This window comes from Kineosporiaceae bacterium (assembly GCA_016713225.1).
Classification (GTDB): domain Bacteria; phylum Actinomycetota; class Actinomycetes; order Actinomycetales; family Kineosporiaceae; genus JADJPO01.
Window position 1 is genome coordinate 602,217 of the sequence record JADJPO010000001.1, and the last position, 20,088, is coordinate 622,304.

The window sequence follows — 20,088 nt, forward strand, 5'->3', positions numbered from 1 at the left end:
CGAGGGAAACGACTGTGTCCCAGAAGAGTTTTCGACGACTGGCGGTTCTTGATCGAGGCGAGGACGCCGTCCGGGTGCTGCTGTCGGTCGCTGAACTGAACCGATCCGGCACGGGCAACGGCGGCGTGCCGATGACCACCCTCGCGGTGCACGCCGAGCCCGCCGAGAACGCCTGGTTCGCCCGGGAGGCGGACGGCGAACTGGTACTGGGCGAACAGCTCTACACCGGTGAGCCGGACGGGCGGCGCTACTCTCAGCTGCTCGATCTGGACGCCGTGGTCGCCCTGCTCACCCGGGCCGGGGTGGATGTGGTGTGGCTCGGTCACAGCGTCGTCGGCGATCAACTGCGGTTCACCGAACGATGTGCCGCGGCCGGGATCGTCGTGGTCGGACCCGCCGCGGACACGGTGCGGTTGATCGACGACCGGGTCGCGTTCCGGACCGCGGTGGCCGCCGCCGGGCTGCCCTTGGTGCCCTGGAGCGACGGTTCGGTCAACACCCTGGACGGCGCCGCCGACGTGGCGGACGAACTGGGCTATCCGGTGCGGCTGCTGGCCGTCGATGCCAGTGGCCGGCGCGGCGTCGTCGCGGTGCCGGACGCTGCCGCGCTGCCCGCTGCCTTCGACGAGGCCCAGATGCGGGCGCGGCACGCGGCGAGCCATCCCACCGACAATCCCGAACTCCTGGTGGAGCGCCACCTCGGGCCGACCCGCAAGGTCGAGGTGGTGATCGCTGCCGACGACGCCGGCACGATCTGGACGCTCGACGTCCGGGACACCAGCCTGCAACGTGACCACCAACGCATCCTGTTGGAGTCGCCTGCGCCGGGTCTGTCCCACGAGCTCGAGGAGGCGTTGCGGGAGACGGCGGTCGGGGTCTGCCGCGCCGTCGGGTACCGCAACACCGGCACGGTGCGATTCGTCCTCGATCCAGATGGTGAGCGGTTCTACGTCACGGGAGTGGACGCTCGGCTGCAGCTGGAACCGGCTCTGACCGAAGAGGTCTGCGGCATCGACCTGGTCTCGTTGCGGCTTCGCCTGGCCGCCGGTGACCGGCTCGACGGGAAGGCCCCGGTCACGAGCGGGCACGCGGTGGAGGTGCGGTTGCACGCCCAGGACCCGCTCGATGCCTTCAACGCCACCCCGGGCCGGGTCGCCCTGGTGGAGTTCCCCGCCGGTGCCGGGGTGCGGGTCGAGGCCGGGGTGCGGGTCGGCGATCAGGTCTCGGCAGCGTACGAGCCGTTGCTCGCCACGACCATCGCCTGGGGGCGTGATCGAGCCGAGGCCTTCGGTCGGCTGCGCCGCGCTCTCGAACGCACCAGCGTGGTGATCGAGGGGGGTGCCACGGACAGTTCCTTCCTGCTGCGCGTGCTGGACGCCGAGCCGGTGCGAACCGGTGGGGTGGACGATGCCTGGCTGGACCTCTTCGTCGGGTCCGACGGTCATGTCCCACCGCCGGATCCGTTGGCGGTGGTGGCCGCTGCGATCGCCGCCTACGACCTGGACGCTGCGCAGGCCCAGACGGCCTTCCTGGCCCGCGCTGCCCGCGGTCGCCCGGAATCACCGGCCGAGGTGGGCGAGCGCATCGCCCTCAGCTATCGAGGCGCCACGTATCGCCTGAGCGTCGACCGCACCGCCGTCAACTCGTATCGAGTCGCCCCCGTGGTGGGGGTCGGCGTCGCTCAGCCCCCCGGGGTCGAGGTGTGGACCGAACGGGTCAATGCCTTCGAGCGCCGGGTGCTGGTCGGTGGCCGTCGTCACCTGGCCCGCGTGGTGCCGGCCGGGTCGTCGTTCCTGGTGGACGTCGACGGCGCGGGGCACGAGGTGACCCGGGCCGACGGAGTCGTGGTGGCCGCCCCCGGGCCGGCCATCGTGGTCTCGATCAACGTTGCCGTGGGTGACCAGATCTACGCCGGTGACCTGGTGGCGGTGCTCGAGACCATGAAGATGGAGACCCCGCTCTACTCGCCGGTCAACGGCAGCGTGATCGGGGTCGATGTGTCGCCGAACGCCCAGGTCGGTGCCGGCGCCAGCCTGCTGCGGGTGCGTGGCCACGAGGACTCGGACGCGGCGGTGGACGCGGACGGGGCGCACGTCGTCCTCGATCTCGCCGGGCTGACGTCGGCGGACGGGGCCGACACCGGGGTAGCGACCGGTGAGGTCGCCTCGCCGTGCCGGCGGCTGTACGCGCGGTTGAACAACTACCTGCTCGGCTACGACCTCGCCCCCGGAGCACTCAAGGCCCTTCTCGCCGAACAGAAGCGGTTGTCCACCGACTGCGACCCAGCGGACGAGTGCCTGTCCGACTGTGAGGACTCGCTGTTGGATCTCTACGCTGATCTCGGGGCGCTCTATCGCCCGCGTACCGAGTCGGCGGGCGGCGGTATGGACGACCCGACCTCGACCGGCACCCAGGAGTACCTGCACTCGTACCTGCAATGGCTGGACGCCGACCGCGCCGGGTTGTCGACGGCCTACCGTGACCGGCTGCGTCGGGCGCTGAGCCGATATGGCGTCAACGGTCTCGACCGCAGCCCGGACGTCGAGGCCGCCGTGGTGCGGTTGTTCCGCTCGGTCGGCCGGTTGCGCGAGATCACGCCGTTGGTGGTCGCCGTCCTGCAGCGCCGGCTCGCGGCCCGGGATGCGTTGGTGCAGACGGCTACCACGGAACGCCGGCGGCGCTACGACCGGTTGGCCGCGGCGACCCAGGGTCGCTACCAGGTCGTGGCCGACCTGGCGCGCGACGTCCGCTTCCACTTCTACGACGAACCCGTCCTCGAAGGCATCGTCAGTGGACTCGTCGAGCAGCTGGAGGGCGACCTGGCGGCTCTGGCCGTGGATCCGTCCGGCCCACAGCGGGAAGAGCACATCGCCGCGTTGGTCGACTGTGCGCAGCCGCTGCGTTCGCCGCTGTTGCGGGCCTGGTTGGATGCCGAGGGGCTCGACCCGGCGCGTCGTGAAGCCCTGCGCCAGGCCGTGCTCGAGGTGTACATCCGTCGCTTCTATCGGATTCGGGTGCTCGCACCGGTACGGCCGGTCGAGCAGGATGGATGGTCCCTGGCCGCCACCACCTACCCGTTGGACGACCGCAGGATCCATCTCGTGGTCGGCTATGCCTCACTCGACCAGCTGGTGGACCTGTCCCGGGCCATGGCAGCACATCTGGCGTCGGTGCCGACCGAGTCGGAGGTCGTGGTGGACATCGTGACCTGGCGGGACGGCGAGCGCACCGACATCGACGTCACCGCGGCCGAGGTCACCTCCTTGTTGGCCCGATGCGAATTCGGTCGGGTGCTGCACCGGCTCGACGTGACCGTCACCAGCACCGCCGGTGAGGGGCCGGAGCACTTCCGTACCCAACATCTCACGTTCCGGCAGGGCACCAGGGATGGGTCGTTCACCGAGGAGCGGGTCTACCGCAATCTGCACCCGATGCTGGCCAAGCGGTTGAGTCTGTGGCGGTTGCGCAACTTCGAGCTGGAGCGGCTGTCCTCGGCCGAGGACGTCTACCTCTTCCTCGGTCAGGCGCGGGACAACCCGAAGGACCGGCGGTTGTTCGCCCTGGCAGAAGTGCGGGATCTGACACCGGTCACCGAGCCCGAGACCGGGCGCGTCAGCTACCCCATGCTCGAACGGGTCGGGTTGCGCGCGCTCGCCGCGGTGCGGGACACCCTGGCGGCCATCCCCGATCGGCAACGGCCGGTGGCCAACCGGATCGTGCTCTACGTGCGACCGACCTGGACCGTTCCTCGCGAACACTGGCGCTTCCTGGCCAGGGCGTTCGCGCCGCTGGCCGTGGGCGCGGGGCTCGAGAAGGTGTTGTTGCGGGTGCGGATGCCCGCCGAGGACGCCGGCGGCGCCATTCGGGATGTCTCGCTGCACGTCGAGGGGTTGACCGGCGGCGGCCTCACGGTTCGGGAGGAGTCGCTCGGTAGCGCCGCGGTGGGATCGCTGACCCCCTATGCGCAGAAGGTGTTGCTGGCGAAGAGGTTCGGGGCTCCGTATCCGTACGAGGTGGTGCGCATGCTCGCACCTCCGCCGGGGACGACCGGGGCTTTCCCGCCCGGTGACTTCCTCGAGCTCGATCTCGACGAACCCGGTGACTGCCTGATCCCGGTGGAGCGGGAACCGGGGTTGAACACGGCTCACCTGGTGGTCGGACTGCTGACCTCCTACACCGACACGGTGCCGGAGGGCGTGACCCGGGTGGCGATCCTGTCCGACCCCACCAAGGGGCTGGGCAACCTGGCCGAGCCGGAATGCCGACGAGTGAACGCGGCGTTGGCGCTGGCTGCCGACCGCAAGTTGCCGGTGGAGTGGTTCGCCGTGTCCTCGGGTGCGCTGATCGCCATGGATTCGGGCACCGAGAACATGGACTGGATCTCGTTGACCCTGCGTCGGATCATCGAGTTCACCCAGCGCGGTGGCGAGATCAACGTGATCGTCACCGGGATCAATGTCGGTGGCCAACCGTATTGGAACGCCGAGGCCACCATGCTGATGCACACCCGGGGAATCTTGATCATGACTCCGGCCAGTGCCATGGTGCTCACCGGCAAGCAGGCACTGGACTTCTCCGGTGGGGTGAGCGCCGAGGACAACTTCGGCATCGGCGGTTACGACCGGGTGATGGGTCCCAACGGTCAGGGGCAGTACTTCGCGCCGACCTTCGAGGAGGCGTGCGCCCTGCTGCTGCGGCACTACGACTTCACGTATGTCGTGCCGGGGGAGCGGTTCCCGAGGCGGCGCGCGACGTCCGACCCGATTCAGCGAGACATCCGATCCAGTGAACACCGTGCCGTGCCGGGCAGCGACTTCACGGTGGTGGGCGATGTCTTCGAGGCCAACCCTGATCGGAAGAAGCCGTTCGACATGCGGTCGGTGATGCGTGCCGTGTCGGACGTCGATTGCGAACCGCTGGAACGTTGGCAACGCTGGGCCGACGCCGAGAACTCGATCGTGTGGGACACCACGGTCGGCGGGATCCCGGTGTGCATGCTCGGGCTGGAGTCGCGCAACACCCCGCGACGGGGCTACGTGCCGGCCGATGGGCCACTGGCGTGGACCTCGGGGACGCTGTTCCCGCAGGCCTCTCGCAAGACGGCACGGGCGGTGAATGCCACCAGCGGCAACCGGCCGTTGGTGGTGATGGCGAATCTGTCCGGATTCGACGGATCGCCGGAATCGATGCGGCGCTGGCAGTTGGAGTACGGCGCCGAGATCGGTCGTGCGGTGACCAACTTCCGCGGCCCGATCGTGTTCGTGGTGGTCTCGCGCTACCACGGTGGTGCCTTCGTGGTCTTCTCCAAGGCGCTCAACCCGGCAATGTCGATCGCCGCGGTCGAGGGCTCGTATGCCTCGGTGATCGGAGGTGCGCCCGCCGCCGCGACGGTGTTCGCCCGCGAGGTCAAGATCCGCACCGAGAAGGACCCCCGAGTGGTGGCCGCCCGCGAGGCCGTCGCCGCGGCGTCCCGCTCGGAGGCCCCGGCGGCGCGTGCCGCACTGGCCGAGGTGACGGCCGCGGTGCGTTCCGAGCGTCTCGGTGAGGTGGCGGACGAGTTCGATGGGATCCACACCATCGATCGCGCCCTTCAGGTCGGCTCGGTGGACGAGATCATCGCCCCGGAGCGGGTCCGGCCCTGGGTGGTACAGGCGCTGGAGGAGGGCATGGTCAACTTCGGCCATTGACGGTCCAGATGATCACGGGCCGGAGTGTGTGTCCGGTCACGATCGCCCCAGTGGTGGCGGCCGCGGGGTTGTGGATCCGACGCAAAGGAGTATGACTGGAGTCAGCACGGGATGACCCGGTCCACGAATGTGGCGAGGGGGCAGTTCCGACACCCAGGAGTGTCGGGACCGCCCCCTCGCCCATGTCTCCACTCACTCCCACCCCCTTCACCCCCTTCACCCCCCCAAACCCGCTCATGCTCCGCGGGTGACTGCTGATGCTCCGGTGGGACGTCGATGTGGCTCCCTTCTCGACCGAATCGCGTTCCGCTGCGGAGCATGAGGAGGGACGTCGTCGCGGTCGTCGCACCCGGGCTGGTCGTGGGCTACCTGAATCGCCTGCGTCCTCGAGCGGCGAGGTGGGCAAACGGAGGTTGGCCGCTTCGGTCAACTCCGTGTCGCCGGCGGGCCGAGGCCGCCTCGCGCAGGACCGTTGAGGTGGGACGATCAGCAGGTTGGGAGGCACGGTGGAGTCGCGGGTACGCGTGATGCGGGTCGGTCCGGGCGGCGTCCAGGATCATGAGGTCGACGAGCTCGAGGACCTGCTCGACCGGGTGAACAGCGCCGACGCCGACCCCGAGACCTTCGTGTGGATCGACGTCCCGTTGCCGGATGAGGCCGCGGCCGAGATGCTGCGCCGGGTGTTCGGATGCCACGAACTGGCCGTGCTCGACGTGACCCGTCGCAACCGTGTGCCGCGGGTGCACGTCTATGCCGACCACGTGTTCGTCATCTTGCACACACCCGAGTTGGGCAAGGCCGGCCACGTGCACTACATCGAACTCGATCAGTTCATCGGGGCGCGCTATCTGATCACCGTGCACGGTCCGCTCAACCCGGTGGTGCCCCTCGAGGTTGCTCAACGGGAGGTCGAGGCGGTGCGTCTGCGGATCGTGTCGGGCCGGTCGCGTCCGCGGACCCCTCACGAGCTCTCGTATGCGCTCACCTCGACCATCGCCCGGATGCAGGAGGGCTTCATCGAGCGGCTCACCGAGCAGGTATGGCGCCTCGAGCAGGAGGTGACCTGGCGGCAGCGCAAGGATGCAGAGGTCTTCCTCGAGGAACTGTTCCAGGTGCGTCACGGACTGGTCGCCGTGGCCACCATGACCGGGTTGGGCGCCGAGATCTACGGCCGGATCGTGGCCCTGGGACGCTCCGGGCACCGGCCGGGGGGCGAGCGGCTGGACGAGGACATCGTTGATCAGTTCGAGCGGCTGCAGCGCCTGGCCACCGGTCAGCGCGAGTACCTGCAGGGCGTGATCGACCACTACCGCACTCGGACGGACACCCAGATGTCCATCGCGGCCGAACGGCTGGCCGTCATCGCCGTGGTCACCCTGCCGATCACGGCGCTGTCGTCGGTGTTGGGCATGAACCTGATCGTCAACCAGGCCACGCGACCAGTCGGGCTGATCGCCGTCCTCGCGGTGATGGCGGTCGGCTCCGGTGTGCTCCTGACCTGGGCCAAACGCCGCGGCTGGTGGTAGCCCCGGCTCCACCCACCAACCCCATCCCAACCCGCCCATGCTCCGCGGGTGACTGACCATGCTCCGCAGGGGCACCGATCCGCCAGCCCATCGGCCGAAGCGTGCTCTCCCGCGGAGCATGAGTGCGAGAAGCGTCCGACTCGTGCGAGGGGTCCTCGACGCCCGACGGCGTGGACGGCGCGCGGCGTCGTCCGCGGGATGAGCCGGGCGCCCCACGCCCCACGGCCTTCATGATCACTCTGAGATCGCGGTGTCCACCGCGACAGCCGGGGCGGACTGCGACAAGGCGGTGATCATGGCGGTCTGGCGGGCGGTTCTGCGCGGTGTTCCCGCGGTCTCGAGGTGGATGCACACCCAGCGGCTCATGCTCCGCAGCTGACCGGGATGATCCGCCGAACGCCCCGATTCCGGTGCACCGGCGGAGCATGACGGGGCACCCGCGGAGCATGAGCAGGTTTCTGGGTGGGGGTGCGGTCACCAGGCGCGGGGGTTGGTGAGCCAGGAGTGGGTGGGGACGGCGCCGCGCAGGTCGGCGGTGTGGGCCAACATGGCCGGGGGCGTGGTAAGGGGTTGCTCCGCGGCGATGGTCAGCAGGAACACCCCGTCGCGACGCCACCAGCCGGTGAACACCCGGCCGGACGGCGTGTGGCGGACCTCGAGCGGTGACCACCCGTCGTCCCGGGCCGGGGTGGCGGTATAGCCCTCCAGCAGACTCACCTCGACGGTGCGGGTGTCGGCGCGCAGACCGGTGCGCAGCACCTTGAGTGCGGCCTCCTTGGCCGACCAGAACAGGTTCGCCGCGCCGTCCTGATCGCCTCGGGTCGGCAGCGCCCGGACGGCGTCCCGCTCGGGCGCCGTGAGGTAGTCCTCGACGAAGCCGTCGCTGCGGGGCTCGACGATCTCGAGGTCGATCCCGATGGCATCCAGCCGGTCGCCGGCACTGGCCGAACCCACCATGGCGACCGCCCATCCGGCTCGGTCGCTGATCGAGATATCACAGCCCAGCGGCACCCCGTCCACCTGCACGAAGGGGGCGCCGGTGGGGTGATTGCCCACCAGGATCCGAGCGAAGGAGTCGGTGGCGAGCCCGTGGTCACCGCTACCGTCGTGCCACCCCACGGTGCTGGCCACCGCCCACTTGGCCGTCCACCGGCGCAGCAGGTACTCGGTGCGGCGCTTGGTGAAACGCAACATGTCCAGCCGCGCCCGTTCGGCCGGCACCAGCCAGTCCAGCTCGGAGGGCATCTCGTGCTCGCCGCGCGCCAGCCATCGCATGCCCTCAGCATGACGGGTGAGTGCTCGGCGGTGATGGGGCGAGGGTCACCCGGATGGCTCAAGGCCCACCCCCTCGGCGCCGATAGAGGCGCCATGACCTCTGCCTCGCTGCGCCCTCGCGTGGTCGTCTGCCTGCCGGCGGACGATCCGGCTCGTGGCCGCACGGTGCTGGCCGGTGCGCTCTGTCTGTTCGGCAGCGGCGTCGAGGTGGCGCTCTGTCTGGCCGGGGTCGACCGGCCGACCGAGCAGCATGCCGATGCCGTGTTGGCTCTCTGCCGTGACCTGGCCCCCGGCGACGGCGCTCTGCCCGACATCGTCCTGCTGGGCGAGACCGAGCTGCGTGCCGCCGAGCACCTGCTGATGGTCGAGGCCACCGATGACCCGCGCCAGGGCGCGCGGGCGATCGCCCTGATGTCCCTGGCCGCCGAGCGGCTGTGGGATGGCGCGCCCCGGAAGGTCACTGATCAGGACGCCGAGCGCGCTGCCGTCGGCGGCGCGTTGCGCGCCACGGTGGCCCACATGACGGCGAAGCGGGACGCCGTGCGACGGGTCGACGTGCCGCCCCTGGTCGTCGCCCTGGTGCAGGTGCAGAGCACCTGGCCGTCCATCGCCGAGGTCTGCAGCCGGCTCGTGGTGCGAGCCGAGGCCGGTGAGATCGACTTCGAGATCGTCGCGTTCGACAGCGAGCACGACCCGCGCCCGATCAGTACGGCGGATTTCGTGCGCAGCCAGGGATTCGCACCGCGTGACCTGGCCTGGTTCACCGCCCAGGTGGACGACGAGCGCTCGGCTCTCGCGCTGGTGCTCACCGACAGCCCGTGGGACGGCCTGCGACCCGAGGCCACACACGCACTGCACCTGGCCGAACGCGGTGTGCGGCTGGCCTATCTGCCCTACGGAAACAACGTCGGCGGTGGCGCCAAGATGATGGCGATGGCCTACGACCTGCCGCTGCATCGACTGGCCTGGAGGGCGTTCGCCCGATCGCAGACCCAGCTCGGGTTGTGGCGCACCCACTGTTCGGTCGGCGCGGATCACGTCCGGGTGGTCGGTCTGCCCAAGCTCGACCGCATGCTCGCCCTGGCTGATGGCGATGCGGACCCCGGCTCGCCGAACGTCAACCGCCGTGGCGCCGGGCACCCGGTACGTGAACTGGCCGGCGATCGTCCGGTGGTGCTGTGGAACCCTCACTTCACGCTCGGGCCGGATGGGTGGTCGACTCTCGATCGCTACCTGGGTCCGCTGACCGATTGGGCTGCAACGCATCCCGGTGTGGTGCTGATGATCAGGCCACACTTCAGGCTGCTGCGCGACCTGCCGCTGCTGGGTGAGGCCGGACAGGCGCTGCTGGCGGCGCTGCACGCTGCGGCCGACACCCACCCGAACATCGTGCTGGACACCGAGACCGACTACCTGCCGGCGTTCACCGTGGCCGACGCCATGATCAGCGACATCAGCTCGCTGATCACCGAGTGGCTGCCGACGCGCCGTCCGATCTGCTATCTGCACCGGCTCGACGGCCCGGGGGCCAACGCGGACGCCGAGTACCTGTTCAGCCTGGACGTGGCGACATCGTGGGCGGGCGTTCGTGAGTTCCTCGACACGCTCGCCGCCGGCCACGACCCGGGACGCGACCGCCGAGACCTGGTGTTGTCCCGACACTTCGAGTGCCTCGACGGTCAGAGCAGTGCCCGCATCGCGGCGGAACTCGTCGACGGCCTGCGGGCGGAGTTGGGTTCGATGCACGACAAGGCGCCGGACGCCGTGCCGGCCGGAATGGGGACGCGATGACCGGTCAGAGCAGGGTCTATGGGCAGAACGTCGACATCGACCCGACGGCAGTGGCCGCCTTCTTCGCCGGCCGGGCACGGCGCGCCGCCTCGGCCGAGCCGCTCACCAGCGTGTTGTACCAGGACGGCAACCCCGAACTGGCCCGGGCGCGCGACCAGTACGAGAAGCAGCTGATCCTGCCCGAACTCGCGCTGGGCGAGCAGGATGCGGTGCTCGATGTCGGCTGTGGCATCGGCCGCTGGGCGCAACCGGTGCTGGACGCCGGGGCGCACTACTGCGGCACCGACTTCAGCGACGAGTTGTTGCACGTCGCCCGCACCCGCATCACCCACCCGAAGGCCCGATTCGTCACCTGCCCGGTCCAGGCCCTGAACCTCGAAACCCTCGACCAACCGGGCGGTTTCAGTCGAGTGATCATCGCCGGCGTCCTGATCTACCTCAACGACACCGACCTGTTGCGGGCGCTGACGGCAGTGGCGGCCTCGGCGGCCCCCCGGTGCTTGATCTACCTGCGCGAGCCGGTGGCCACCGGCGCCCGGCTCACGCTCGACCAGCACTGGTCCAGCGACCTCGAACAGAGCTACAGCGCCGTCTATCGCCCTGAGGCCGAACTGAACTCGGCCTTCGGCCGCACCTTGCTGGCGGCCGGGTTCGCGCTCCGGATGGCGGCCGATCTCTACCCGGCCGACCTGAACAACCGGGCCGACACCACGCAGCGCTACTACCTGCTCGAGCGTGGCCGGTGAACGGGGCACCGCGGTGAGCCCGTCCGGACCGGCGAGCACGGCCTTCGCGTTCGATCTCGATGGCACGCTGACCTGCGAGGAACTGCTGCCCGTCATCGCCGAGGAGCTCTCGCTCTCGCGTGAGATGGCCACCCTGACGCGGCTGACGCTCGACGGCACCATCGATTTCGAGGATTCGTTCCGGCTGCGCTGCGCGATCCTGCGCGCCGTCCCGATCTCGCGGGTGCGCGACATCGTCGCCGAGGTGGCCCTGACCGAAGCGTTGGCCGACTTCATCAGCGCCCACGCCGAGGACTGCTACGTGGTCACCGGCAACCTCGACGTCTGGATCCGCCCGATCTTGGACCGGCTGGGCTGCCGGGCCTTCACGTCGGTGGGACGGGCCGAGGGCGACCATTTGCTGGGCGTCGACACCGTGTTGCGCAAGTCGACCGCTGTCGCCGAGCTGAACACCCGCTACGACCGGGTGGTCGCCGTCGGCGACAGCGTGAACGACATCTCGATGTTCGAGCTGGCCGACATCGGGATCGCTTACGGCGGGGTGCACGATCCCGCCGATGATCTGATCGAGGTCGCCGACTATGCGACCTACCGCGAGGAGGCCTTGTGTCGTCTGTTGAACACGCTGTCATAGCGGCGGCCGGATTCGGCTCGCGGTTGGGCCGCGGTATGCCGAAGTGCCTGGTCGAGTTCCGTGGCCGGACCCTGCTGGACCGTCAGCTCGAGCTGCTGGCCGAGGTGCCCGACGTCCGAGTGGTGGTCGGCTTCCGCGAACGTGACGTGATCGCCCACGCGCGGGCGCTGCGTCCGGACGTCACCATCGTGCGCAATCCCGCCTACGCCAGCACCACCACGCTGACCAGCTACGCCCTCGGTGTGCGGTATCTGCGGTGGCCGGCGCTGGTGATGGATGCCGACATCGTCTTCGAGCCGGACAGCTTCGCCGCCTTCCTGGACGCCGCGGCGCAGGCGATGGCCCACCAGCCCTCGCCCGCCCTGTGTCCGCCGTTGATCGGCTACACCGATGCGAAGACCGAGGACGCCGTGTACGTCACCGTGGACGGCGCCGGGAGCGAGGCCATGATCACCGGCTTCGCCCGGCAGGTGGCGACCCCCCACGAGTGGGCCAACATCGCCCTGCTGCCGCCCGGATACTGCGAGACGGGGACCGGAGCGGTCTACGAGCGACTGAGCGGTGACCTGCCGCTGCCGGCGGCCTACGTGGACAGCTACGAGATCGATCGTCCCGGTGATCTGGACGTCGCACACGCCCGGTTCACCGGACCGGCGGTCGCGGCCGAACCGCCCTCGGCGCTCCCCCCACTCGTGCCCGGCCAGCGGCGCCGTCAGCCCCTGACGTCCGCCACCGGAAGGCCGTTCTCGAGGTAGCAGCAGCACTCGGCGGTCAGCGCCGAGGCGACCCGGCGGGCCACAGCGGGTCGCAGCAGGACGGTCGCCTCGGCCGGAGTGGCGAACCGGTGGCCCAGGATCTCCTCCTCGCACAGCGTGATGCCCGCCAGCGTGGCGTCGTCCAGGACGCCGCAGTCGAACAGCAGCCGCAGCTGCAGCGGCCGGTTCGGCCTGGCCGGTCGGGTGTCGACGGCCGCGAGGCGTCCGCGGGTCACGGTGAGTCCGCACTCCTCGAACACCTCGCGCCGGCAGGCCTCCCATGGGGTTTCGCCGGTCGGTTCCATGACGCCCCCGGGGATGGTCCACCCCTTCTTGTAGCTGGGGTCGACGATCAGCAATCGCCCGACACCGTCGAAGATCATCGCGCCGGCGCTCACCGGGATCCCCCGCGGTAGGTCGGTCGGGGCGGTCGGTTCGCTCACCGAATCAGCGTAGGTGGTGCCTTGCCCGCTCCGTCAGGAACGTACGGCCTACCGATCGATCGCACCAGAATCGTCCGAATCGGCCACGAGGGGCCTCGGTGGGCGGTCCGGGGGAGGTTGTGACGAATCCGGTGCGATCGACGCGGCGCTCCGGGCAGCGCGTCCGGCTGGTGAAGATCACGGTGAGCGATTCGTGCGCCACACGAGATCACGGTGAAGACGGCGTGTGCTCAGGGGTGACGACTCCCCGCAACGTGATCTTCAACGTGCTCGAGGGCGCGCGTCCCGCCGTGGTCCGGGGGCGCGACTTCTCGCTCACCAGGCCGGTTCGCGTCGGTGCCGCTAGCGTCCTGACATGTCCACCATTGCCGCGGTTCGCGGCGTTCTCCCGGGTCATCGCCAGTCACAGGACGAGATCACCGACGCGTTGGCCGGTGGTGTGCTCGGTTCGCGCGGTGGGACGGCCGACGAGCGGGTGCTGCGAGCGCTGCACGCCTCCTGCGGTGTCCGGACCCGGCACCTCGTGCTGCCGCTGGAGCGGTACGCGACGCTGAGCGGGTTCGGCGAGGCCAACGACGCCTTCATCGCGGCGGGCGTCGACCTCGGCGACCGGGCGATCACCGAGGCCTTGGCGGCCGCCGGGCTGGAGCCGCGCGACGTCGATCTGATCGTCTCGACCACGGTCACCGGGCTGGCCGTACCCACCCTGGACGCCCGGCTGGTCGGCCGGCTGGGCCTGCGGGACGACGTCAAGCGGCTGCCGCTGTTCGGTCTGGGCTGCGTCGCCGGAGTGGCCGGCGTGGCTCGGGTGCACGACTACCTGGTGGGCCACCCGGACGACGTGGCCGTGCTGCTGGCGGTCGAGCTGTGCTCGCTGACCATCCAGCGGGACGACGTGTCGCCCGCGAACCTGGTGGCCAGCGGCCTGTTCGGGGACGGCGCGGCGGCCGTGGTCATGCTGGGCGCCGACCGCGCGCGACGGCTCGGGCTGACCGGGCCGCGGGTGCGGGCCACGACGAGCCGGATGTACCCCGACTCCGAACGGGTCATGGGGTGGGACATCGGCGGTTCGGGGTTTCGGATCGTGCTGGCGCCCACGGTGCCCGACATGGTGCGCCGCTACCTGCGCGAGGACGTCGAGAGCTTCCTCGGCCGGTCGGACCTCGAGCTCTCTCACATCGATCCCTGGGTCTGCCACCCGGGTGGGCCGAAGGTGATCGAGGCGATCCGAGAGAGCCTCGACCTGAAGGACGATGACCTCGACCTGACCACGGCGAGCCTGGCCGCGGTGGGCAATCTGTCGTCGGCGTCCGTGCTGAACGTGCTGGCCGATACGGTGGCCCTCGGCCGGTTCACACCGGGCACGCCAGGACTGATGATGGCGCTCGGACCGGGCTTCTGCTCCGAACTCGTCCTGTTGGAGGGATGACCGACCATGAGTGTGGTGGCCTACGTCGGTCTGGTGGCGGTGGTCGCCCTGATCCGGGCGCTCGAGCTCGGGGTCGCCAAGCGCAACCTGCTCTGGGCCCGACGCCGCGGCGGGGTCGAGACCGGCGCCGAGCACTATCCGATCATGGTGTTGCTGCATGCAGCCTTCCTCGTCGGGTGCATCGTCGAGGTGTCGGCGCTCGACCGGCCGTTCTACCTGGCGCTGGGCTGGCCCATGCTGGTGCTGTTGATCTGCGCCCACATCCTGCGCTGGTGGTGCATCCGGACCCTGGGGCCGCAGTGGAACACCCGGGTGATCCGGGTGCCCGGCCAGCCGGTGATCACCGATGGGCCGTACCGCTGGCTGCGTCACCCCAACTACGCCGCAGTGGTGCTCGAGGGCATCGCCCTGCCGTTGGTGCACTCGGCCTGGATCACCGCGCTGGTGTTCACCGTGGCCAATGCCGCGTTGCTGCGCGTGCGTCTGCAGGTGGAGAACGCCGCGTTGACGGGATGAGTCGCGTGGCACCGGTCGACGTGCTGATCGCGGGGGGTGGCCCGATCGGACTCGCCACGGCCGTCGAGGCGGCGCTGGCCGGCCTGAGCGTCCGGGTGCTGGAGCCACGCCCGGCCCCGATCGACAAGGCGTGCGGTGAGGGCCTGATGCCGACGGCTCGGACGGCGCTCGCCCGGCTCGGCGTCCACCCGCGCGGCCGCGAGTTCGCCGGCATCAGGTATCTGAACGCCGCCGGGACCCGCCGGGCCGAGGCCCGGTTCCGGGCACCGACCAGGACGCCGAGGACGACCAGGACGGCGAGGACGGCGGAAACCTGGCACGGCCTGGGCGTGCGTCGCCTGGAGCTCTCCTCGGCGCTGACCGCGCGCGCGGTCGAGCTGGGGGTGGAACTGGTGGCCGAGCTCGCGCCACCGCCTCGGCCGGATGCCGGCGGGGGTGACGTCGTCCAGGTCGGCCGACACCGGGCGCGATGGTACATCGGCGCCGACGGACTGCACAGTCCGACCCGAGAAGCGTTGGGGCTCAACGGCCCGGGTCCGCGGCGCGAACGTCGGCGCTACGGCCTGCGGCAGCACTACCGGCTGGCGCCGTGGAGCGATCTGGTCGAGGTGTACTGGTCACCGCACGCCGAGGCGTACGTCACCCCGGTGGCCGACGACCTGGTCGGGGTGGCGGTGCTCTGTCCGGGCGGGGGCAGCTACGCGTCCTGGCTCGCCGAGTTCCCCGCGCTGCGTGATCGGCTGGACGGCGCGGCCCCGGCGAGCGCCGTCCGGGGGGCGGGTCCGTTGCGCCAGAACGTGATCCGTCGGGTCGACGGACGCACCCTGCTGGTCGGGGACGCCGCCGGGTACGTCGACGCGCTGACCGGCGAAGGTCTCGCGATGGGCCTGCGCAGCGCCCACGAACTCATCGCCTGCCTGCTCGCCGATCGGCCGCAGGACTACGAGGCGGCGTGGCGGCGCACCACGCGCCGCTACCGGTGGCTCACCGGGGGACTCGTCGCCGTCGCGGCCCGGCCGCCGCTGCGACGTGCCCTGGTCCCGGCGGCCTCCCGGCTGCCCGGGGTGTTCGCCACGATCGTCGACCAGCTCGGCTGACCCGCCTTCAGCCACGCCGTGGATCATGCAATCCGTGCACGAAACGTGCACGGATTGCATGATCACCGAGGTGGGTGGGTGAGCCTGTCCAGGCCCTTCGGCACCCGGCCGTGATGGACGACGGTGAGTCGCTGGGTGGGCCGGGTCAGGGCCACATAGAGGTCGTTCACCCCGCGGGTGGACTCGGCCACGATCGCCACCGGGTCGACGACGATCACCGCGTCGAACTCCAGGCCCTTGACGTCGTCCACCGCGAACACCTCGACCCGGTCGGCCAGCGTGCTGTCCCGGCCCGTCACGGCAGGCAGGACGTCGGCCAACGCCTTGGTCAGATCGGCCGCCGCCGAGCGGGCGGCCACGACCCCGATCCGGCCGCCGGCCAGCGCGGCGTCATCGGTCCCGGCGGCTCGCGCCACGGCCGAGGCCACGGCGTCCATCGCGCGGTCACTGCGTACCCCGACCGGCTCGTGATCCCCTTCGCGGGCGCTGCGGGCGGGCGTGACGTCGAGGCCGTGCGCCCGCAACAGCGCCGTCGCCAGGTCCATCACCCGGCGCGGGGTGCGGTAGTTGACCGTCAGCTCCTCGACCCGCCAGCGTGATCCGGCGAGGGGTTCGAGCACGTCCTGCCACGCGGTGGTACCCGCCGCAGAGCCCGTCTGGGCGACGTCGCCGACGATGGTCATCGACCGGTTCGGCACCCGGCGCGCGAGCACCCGCCACTGCATGGGTGAGAGCTCTTGAGCCTCGTCGACGACGGCATGGCCGAAGGTCCAGGTGCGGTCGTCGCGGGCTCGTTCGGCCACCGAGCGGGCCGGCCCCGAGCCGGCGAAACGGTCGACCAGCATCTCGGGGGTCATCATGGCGGCGGCCTCACCCGACTCGCGCAGCACCCGCCGTGCGAAGTCCAGGGCCTCGGATCGCTCCGCCGCGGCCCGGGCCGCGGCGGACCGGTCGGCCGTCATCGCTTCGATGTCCGGGCCGATCAGTTCGGCTGCCTCGTCGAGCAGCGGGACGTCCGAGATGGTCCAGGGAGCGCCGGGTTCGCGCAGCACCAACTGCTGGTGCGCCGGGCTCATCACCCCGCCGCCGGCCTCGGCGAGCTTGGCCGGCTTGCAGAGCAGATCGCTGATCAACCCCTTGGCGGTCAACGGCATCCAGCACAGGTTCACCTCGCGCCGCACGTCTCGCGAGTCGCGCAATTCGGCCAGCAGGGCGCCGCGTTCGTCGTCCTGGGCCTGCATCCGCCGCCGCTCGGCGAGTTGGTCGGCCAGGTCGTCCAGCACGATCCGCACGAATGTGGTGCGCGCCTCGTTGTGTGGGCGCCCGGATTGGCGTGCCCGGGCCCGCGCCTCACTGACCACCCGTGGCCGCAGGGCGATCTCGTCGCCGTCGATCATCAGGCGCACCGGTTCGGTGAGCAGCCGTTGCCGGCGGCGCACTGCGGCCTTGACCACCGAGGCCATCCGCAGCCCGCCCTTGATCACCGCCACGTCGTCGCGGTCGCGGGCCGAGGCCTCGACCCCCGGGAACAGCTGCCCGGGGGTGACCAGAACCACCCCGGTCTCGCCGAGTGAGGGCAGTACCTGCTCGATGTACTGCAGGAACACGGTGGTCGGCCCCATCACCAAGACGCCACTGCGGGCAATCCGGTCGCGGTGGGTGTAGAGCAGGTAGGCGGCGCGGTGCAGCGCCACGGCGGTCTTGCCGGTGCCCGGCCCCCCCTGCACCACGAGGGCACCGGCCAGTTCCGAGCGGACCACCCGATCCTGTTCCGCCTGAAGGGTTTCGACGATGTCCCGCATTCGCCCGGTGCGGTGGGCGGTGAGCGCCGACAACAGCGCGCCCTCCCCGGCGACGGTGGCCAGGTCATCGCGGCCGGAGGCCATCGCGGCGGCCAGGGCGTCGGCGTCCAGCACCTCGTCGTCCAGCGAGGTGACCGTGCGGCCGCGCAGCGCGAGATGACGCCGGCGCAGCACGCCGTCCGGCGCGGCAGCCGTGGCCTGATAGAAGGCGGACGCCGCGGGCGCCCGCCAGTCGAGCAGCAGCTGGTGCCGCTCGTCGTCCGAGAGGCCGAGACGGCCGATGTAGCGGCGGATCCCCTCGACCAGGTCGAGGCGGCCGAAGGCCAGTCGATCCTCGACGGCGCGTAGTTGGCGCAGCCGTTCGGTGTGCAGCGCGTCGAAGGCGTCTCGCTCGGCCCGGCCCGCGGGGGTGGGCACCGCGGGGGCGCGGCGTACCTGGTCGAGAGAGGTCTCGGTTCGGGCGCGCAGGTGGTCGAGGTGGGCATAGAGCCGGTCGACATAGACCTGCTCGGCGGACAGCTCGCCCGCCAGGTCAGGGCGCAGGCCGTTGCCGGTCACCAGACCTCCTCCCCGCCGGCCGTGGGGCACACGTCGAGGGCGGCTCGACCGTGCACAGCGGCCTACAAGTATGCGGGACGCGAGGCTGGTCTGTCTGTTCCGACCCCGGGTGGTGGGAAGGGCCACCACCCGGAGCGGCGACACCTGAGCCGTTCGGCTCAGGCGTAGCCGTCGAAATGCCCCTTGGTGGGCTGCTTGACCGCCTCGAGCATGGCCGCGGGCGGCAGGCCGCCCAACATGACCCGCATCTCGGTGGTGCTCAGGGTTTGATCGGTGGGGCCTCGATGGCTGGAGCCTTCGGCGCCTGCTGCTTGCCCTTGGCCTTGGCGTCGGTCTCCGCCTGGTTCTGCGGATGGGCCTCGGTGTGCGAGGTCTGTTCGACGCGTGGAATGGCTGTTGGGGTCGGCACTGGCGGCACCGAGCTGATGCCTGAGACGTTCATCGCCGTCCTCCGTTCCGGCAGAAACCCGACGTCCGTGTCGGTTCGATCCGCTGAGGGATCGCTGTAGGACGGGTATCGGCAGAACCGGCCGGGGCGATGAGCCGCCGATCGGGTGAACCTCGGGTCCGGCTCACGTCCGGCTCAGGTCCGGCTCAGGTCCGGCTCAGGTCCGGCTCGGTGTCCCACCGACCCGGCGGGTCAACTCGGCTGCCGCGGCGCGAACCGCCGGGACCCATCGGTCGGGCCCGATCATCGGGCGGGGGCGGGCATCTTCGTCCCTGTCGGCAGCTGTGGCGGCGGCATCAGCGGTGGCCGGCAGGGAATCGGTGTGGTGGTCGACGGGATAGGTCAGGGCCACGGCGGCGATCGGGTGGCCGGTGTGATCGGTGACCGCCGCCGCCACCGAGGCGAACCCGCGGGTGACCTCGCCGTCCTCGATGGCGAAACCGCGGCCCCGGACGCCGGTGAGTACGGCGCGGAGTTGGCGCACCGTCTGTGGCCCGAGCCCGGTGCGGTCGGTGAAGGCCGCTGCGTCCGGGAACAACGCACGCACCTGGGCCGCCGGCAGCGCGGCCAGGATGGCGCGGCCGCTGGCGGTGAGGTGGGCGGGCAGCCGGACGCCGACATCGGTGACCAGCACCGGGCGCCCGGGCGCGCGCTCTTCGACCACGTAGAACACCTCGCGGCCGTGCAGCACCACCAGATGGGCACTCTCGTGCAGCCGGTCGACCAATCGGGCCAGCACCGGCCGGGCCAGCCGCGCCAGCGGCGCCTGGCGTGAGTAGGCCGAGCCCAGTTCGAAGGACCCGGGGCCGAGGCCGTAGCGGCGTTCCTCGGGCAGGTGCACCACCAAGGCGTGCTCGGTGAGGGCCTCGAGTAACTGATAGACCGACGATCGGGGCAGGCCCAGGTCGCGGGCGATGACAGCGGCGGGTACCGGGCCGGCCTGGGCGGCCAGCAATCGCAGGACGGCGACGGCGTGGCGCGCCGCGGGGACGGTGGTCATCGACAGACATCTTGGGTCATGCCCCGCTTCGGCACGAGCTGCACGGCGCGGACGCCTGGCCTAGGTTGTGTGCGACGCATTCCTTCTGACGCCTGGGAGTCCGCATGACTGACGAGACCAACGAGGACGTGGTCGACCCGACCTCCGACGCAGCTGGTGACGGTGGCGCGGATGGCGGTGCCGATGGTGGTGCGGATGGCGGTGCCGATGGTGGTGCCGATGGTGGCGCTGACAAGGGCGCTGACGGTGGTGCCGACAAGGGCGCCGACGGTGGTGCCGACAAGGGTGCCGACGGTGGTGCCGATGGTGGTGCCGACAAGGGCGCCGACGGTGGTGCGGACGGCGGCGCGCACTGAGCACCCCTGATCCCGTAGCACCCCG

15 protein-coding genes are annotated in these 20,088 nt (G+C 70.8%); 10 read left to right on the plus strand and 5 right to left on the minus strand.

Going from position 1 to position 20,088, the window contains the following annotated elements:
• Positions 1–14 precede the first annotated feature (14 nt).
• Together IPK24_02720 and IPK24_02725 are read left to right on the plus strand one after the other, a co-directional pair.
• On the plus strand, positions 15–5,687 hold the full coding sequence (locus IPK24_02720; GenBank protein ID MBK8074485.1) for a hypothetical protein: 5,673 nt from the start codon (positions 15–17) through the stop codon (positions 5,685–5,687).
• A 527-nt stretch (positions 5,688–6,214) separates the two neighbouring features.
• Positions 6,215–7,213 carry a magnesium transporter CorA family protein gene (locus tag IPK24_02725; protein MBK8074486.1) on the plus strand — a complete coding sequence of 333 codons (999 nt, stop codon included), beginning with the start codon at positions 6,215–6,217 and terminating at the stop codon, positions 7,211–7,213.
• Between the two features lie 474 nt (positions 7,214–7,687).
• Here IPK24_02725 and IPK24_02730 read toward each other — a convergent pair whose 3' ends face one another.
• Positions 7,688–8,488, minus strand: a complete 801-nt coding sequence (locus IPK24_02730) for a 4'-phosphopantetheinyl transferase superfamily protein (protein MBK8074487.1) — start codon at positions 8,486–8,488, stop codon at positions 7,688–7,690.
• 93 nt (positions 8,489–8,581) lie between these two features.
• Between IPK24_02730 and IPK24_02735 the strand changes: the two genes are divergently transcribed.
• The 4 genes from IPK24_02735 to IPK24_02750 are packed head-to-tail and all read left to right on the plus strand — an operon-like array spanning position 8,582 to position 12,414.
• On the plus strand, positions 8,582–10,279 hold the full coding sequence (locus IPK24_02735; GenBank protein MBK8074488.1) for a CDP-glycerol glycerophosphotransferase family protein: 1,698 nt from the start codon (positions 8,582–8,584) through the stop codon (positions 10,277–10,279).
• Positions 10,276–11,025 carry a class I SAM-dependent methyltransferase gene (locus IPK24_02740; GenBank protein ID MBK8074489.1) on the plus strand — a complete coding sequence of 250 codons (750 nt, stop codon included), beginning with the start codon at positions 10,276–10,278 and terminating at the stop codon, positions 11,023–11,025. Before IPK24_02735 ends, IPK24_02740 begins: the two co-directional genes overlap by 4 nt.
• Positions 11,026–11,038: 13 nt before the next feature.
• Positions 11,039–11,659 (plus strand): HAD family phosphatase, encoded by a 621-nt coding sequence (locus IPK24_02745; GenBank protein MBK8074490.1) that lies wholly within the window; start codon positions 11,039–11,041, stop codon positions 11,657–11,659.
• Entirely contained in the window at positions 11,632–12,414 is a 783-nt protein-coding gene (locus IPK24_02750; protein MBK8074491.1) for an NTP transferase domain-containing protein, read from the plus strand. The genes IPK24_02745 and IPK24_02750 overlap by 28 nt, the downstream gene beginning before the upstream one ends.
• Here IPK24_02750 and IPK24_02755 read toward each other — a convergent pair.
• Positions 12,372–12,797 (minus strand): NUDIX hydrolase, encoded by a 426-nt coding sequence (locus tag IPK24_02755; protein MBK8074492.1) that lies wholly within the window; start codon positions 12,795–12,797, stop codon positions 12,372–12,374. The genes IPK24_02750 and IPK24_02755 overlap by 43 nt on opposite strands.
• Before the next feature lie 415 nt (positions 12,798–13,212).
• Between IPK24_02755 and IPK24_02760 the strand changes: the two genes are divergently transcribed.
• Genes IPK24_02760 through IPK24_02770 form a run of 3 tightly spaced genes read left to right on the plus strand, consistent with a single transcriptional unit; the run spans position 13,213 to position 15,899 of the window.
• Complete coding sequence (locus tag IPK24_02760; GenBank protein MBK8074493.1) at positions 13,213–14,286, plus strand: type III polyketide synthase; 1,074 nt, start codon at positions 13,213–13,215, stop codon at positions 14,284–14,286.
• Between the two features lie 12 nt (positions 14,287–14,298).
• The gene (locus IPK24_02765; GenBank protein MBK8074494.1) at positions 14,299–14,802 is read left to right on the plus strand and encodes a hypothetical protein; all 504 of its coding nucleotides are present in this window, start codon (positions 14,299–14,301) and stop codon (positions 14,800–14,802) included.
• Entirely contained in the window at positions 14,799–15,899 is a 1,101-nt protein-coding gene (locus IPK24_02770) for an NAD(P)/FAD-dependent oxidoreductase (protein ID MBK8074495.1), read from the plus strand. The genes IPK24_02765 and IPK24_02770 overlap by 4 nt, the downstream gene beginning before the upstream one ends.
• A 62-nt stretch (positions 15,900–15,961) precedes the next feature.
• Here the strand turns inward: IPK24_02770 and IPK24_02775 are convergent, their stop codons facing one another.
• The 3 genes from IPK24_02775 to IPK24_02785 form a co-directional block, all read right to left on the minus strand.
• Positions 15,962–18,232 (minus strand): ATP-binding domain-containing protein, encoded by a 2,271-nt coding sequence (locus tag IPK24_02775; protein MBK8074496.1) that lies wholly within the window; start codon positions 18,230–18,232, stop codon positions 15,962–15,964.
• Positions 18,233–18,518: 286 nt separating this feature from the next.
• Positions 18,519–18,701: a hypothetical protein gene (locus IPK24_02780; protein ID MBK8074497.1), complete on the minus strand. Its 183-nt coding sequence runs from the start codon at positions 18,699–18,701 to the stop codon at positions 18,519–18,521.
• 163 nt (positions 18,702–18,864) lie between these two features.
• Complete coding sequence (locus IPK24_02785) at positions 18,865–19,707, minus strand: IclR family transcriptional regulator (GenBank protein ID MBK8074498.1); 843 nt, start codon at positions 19,705–19,707, stop codon at positions 18,865–18,867.
• A gap of 104 nt (positions 19,708–19,811) precedes the next feature.
• Here IPK24_02785 and IPK24_02790 point away from each other — a divergent pair, with 104 nt between their 5' ends.
• On the plus strand, positions 19,812–20,063 hold the full coding sequence (locus IPK24_02790) for a hypothetical protein (protein ID MBK8074499.1): 252 nt from the start codon (positions 19,812–19,814) through the stop codon (positions 20,061–20,063).
• The last annotated feature ends 25 nt before the right edge of the window (positions 20,064–20,088 follow it).

Bases quoted from the DNA above. Each gene is read 5' to 3' on its own strand.
- IPK24_02780 (MBK8074497.1), bottom strand. From the start codon at position 18,701: ATGAACGTCTCAGGCATCAGCTCGGTGCCGCCAGTGCCGACCCCAACA.
- IPK24_02760 (MBK8074493.1), top strand. From the start codon at position 13,213: ATGTCCACCATTGCCGCGGTTCGCGGCGTTCTCCCGGGTCATCGCCAG.
- IPK24_02770 (MBK8074495.1), top strand. From the start codon at position 14,799: ATGAGTCGCGTGGCACCGGTCGACGTGCTGATCGCGGGGGGTGGCCCG.
- IPK24_02730 (MBK8074487.1), bottom strand. From the start codon at position 8,488: ATGCGATGGCTGGCGCGCGGCGAGCACGAGATGCCCTCCGAGCTGGAC.
- IPK24_02755 (MBK8074492.1), bottom strand. From the start codon at position 12,797: ATGATCTTCGACGGTGTCGGGCGATTGCTGATCGTCGACCCCAGCTAC.
- IPK24_02725 (MBK8074486.1), top strand. From the start codon at position 6,215: ATGCGGGTCGGTCCGGGCGGCGTCCAGGATCATGAGGTCGACGAGCTC.
- IPK24_02740 (MBK8074489.1), top strand. From the start codon at position 10,276: ATGACCGGTCAGAGCAGGGTCTATGGGCAGAACGTCGACATCGACCCG.
- IPK24_02785 (MBK8074498.1), bottom strand. From the start codon at position 19,707: ATGACCACCGTCCCCGCGGCGCGCCACGCCGTCGCCGTCCTGCGATTG.
- IPK24_02735 (MBK8074488.1), top strand. From the start codon at position 8,582: ATGACCTCTGCCTCGCTGCGCCCTCGCGTGGTCGTCTGCCTGCCGGCG.
- IPK24_02790 (MBK8074499.1), top strand. From the start codon at position 19,812: ATGACTGACGAGACCAACGAGGACGTGGTCGACCCGACCTCCGACGCA.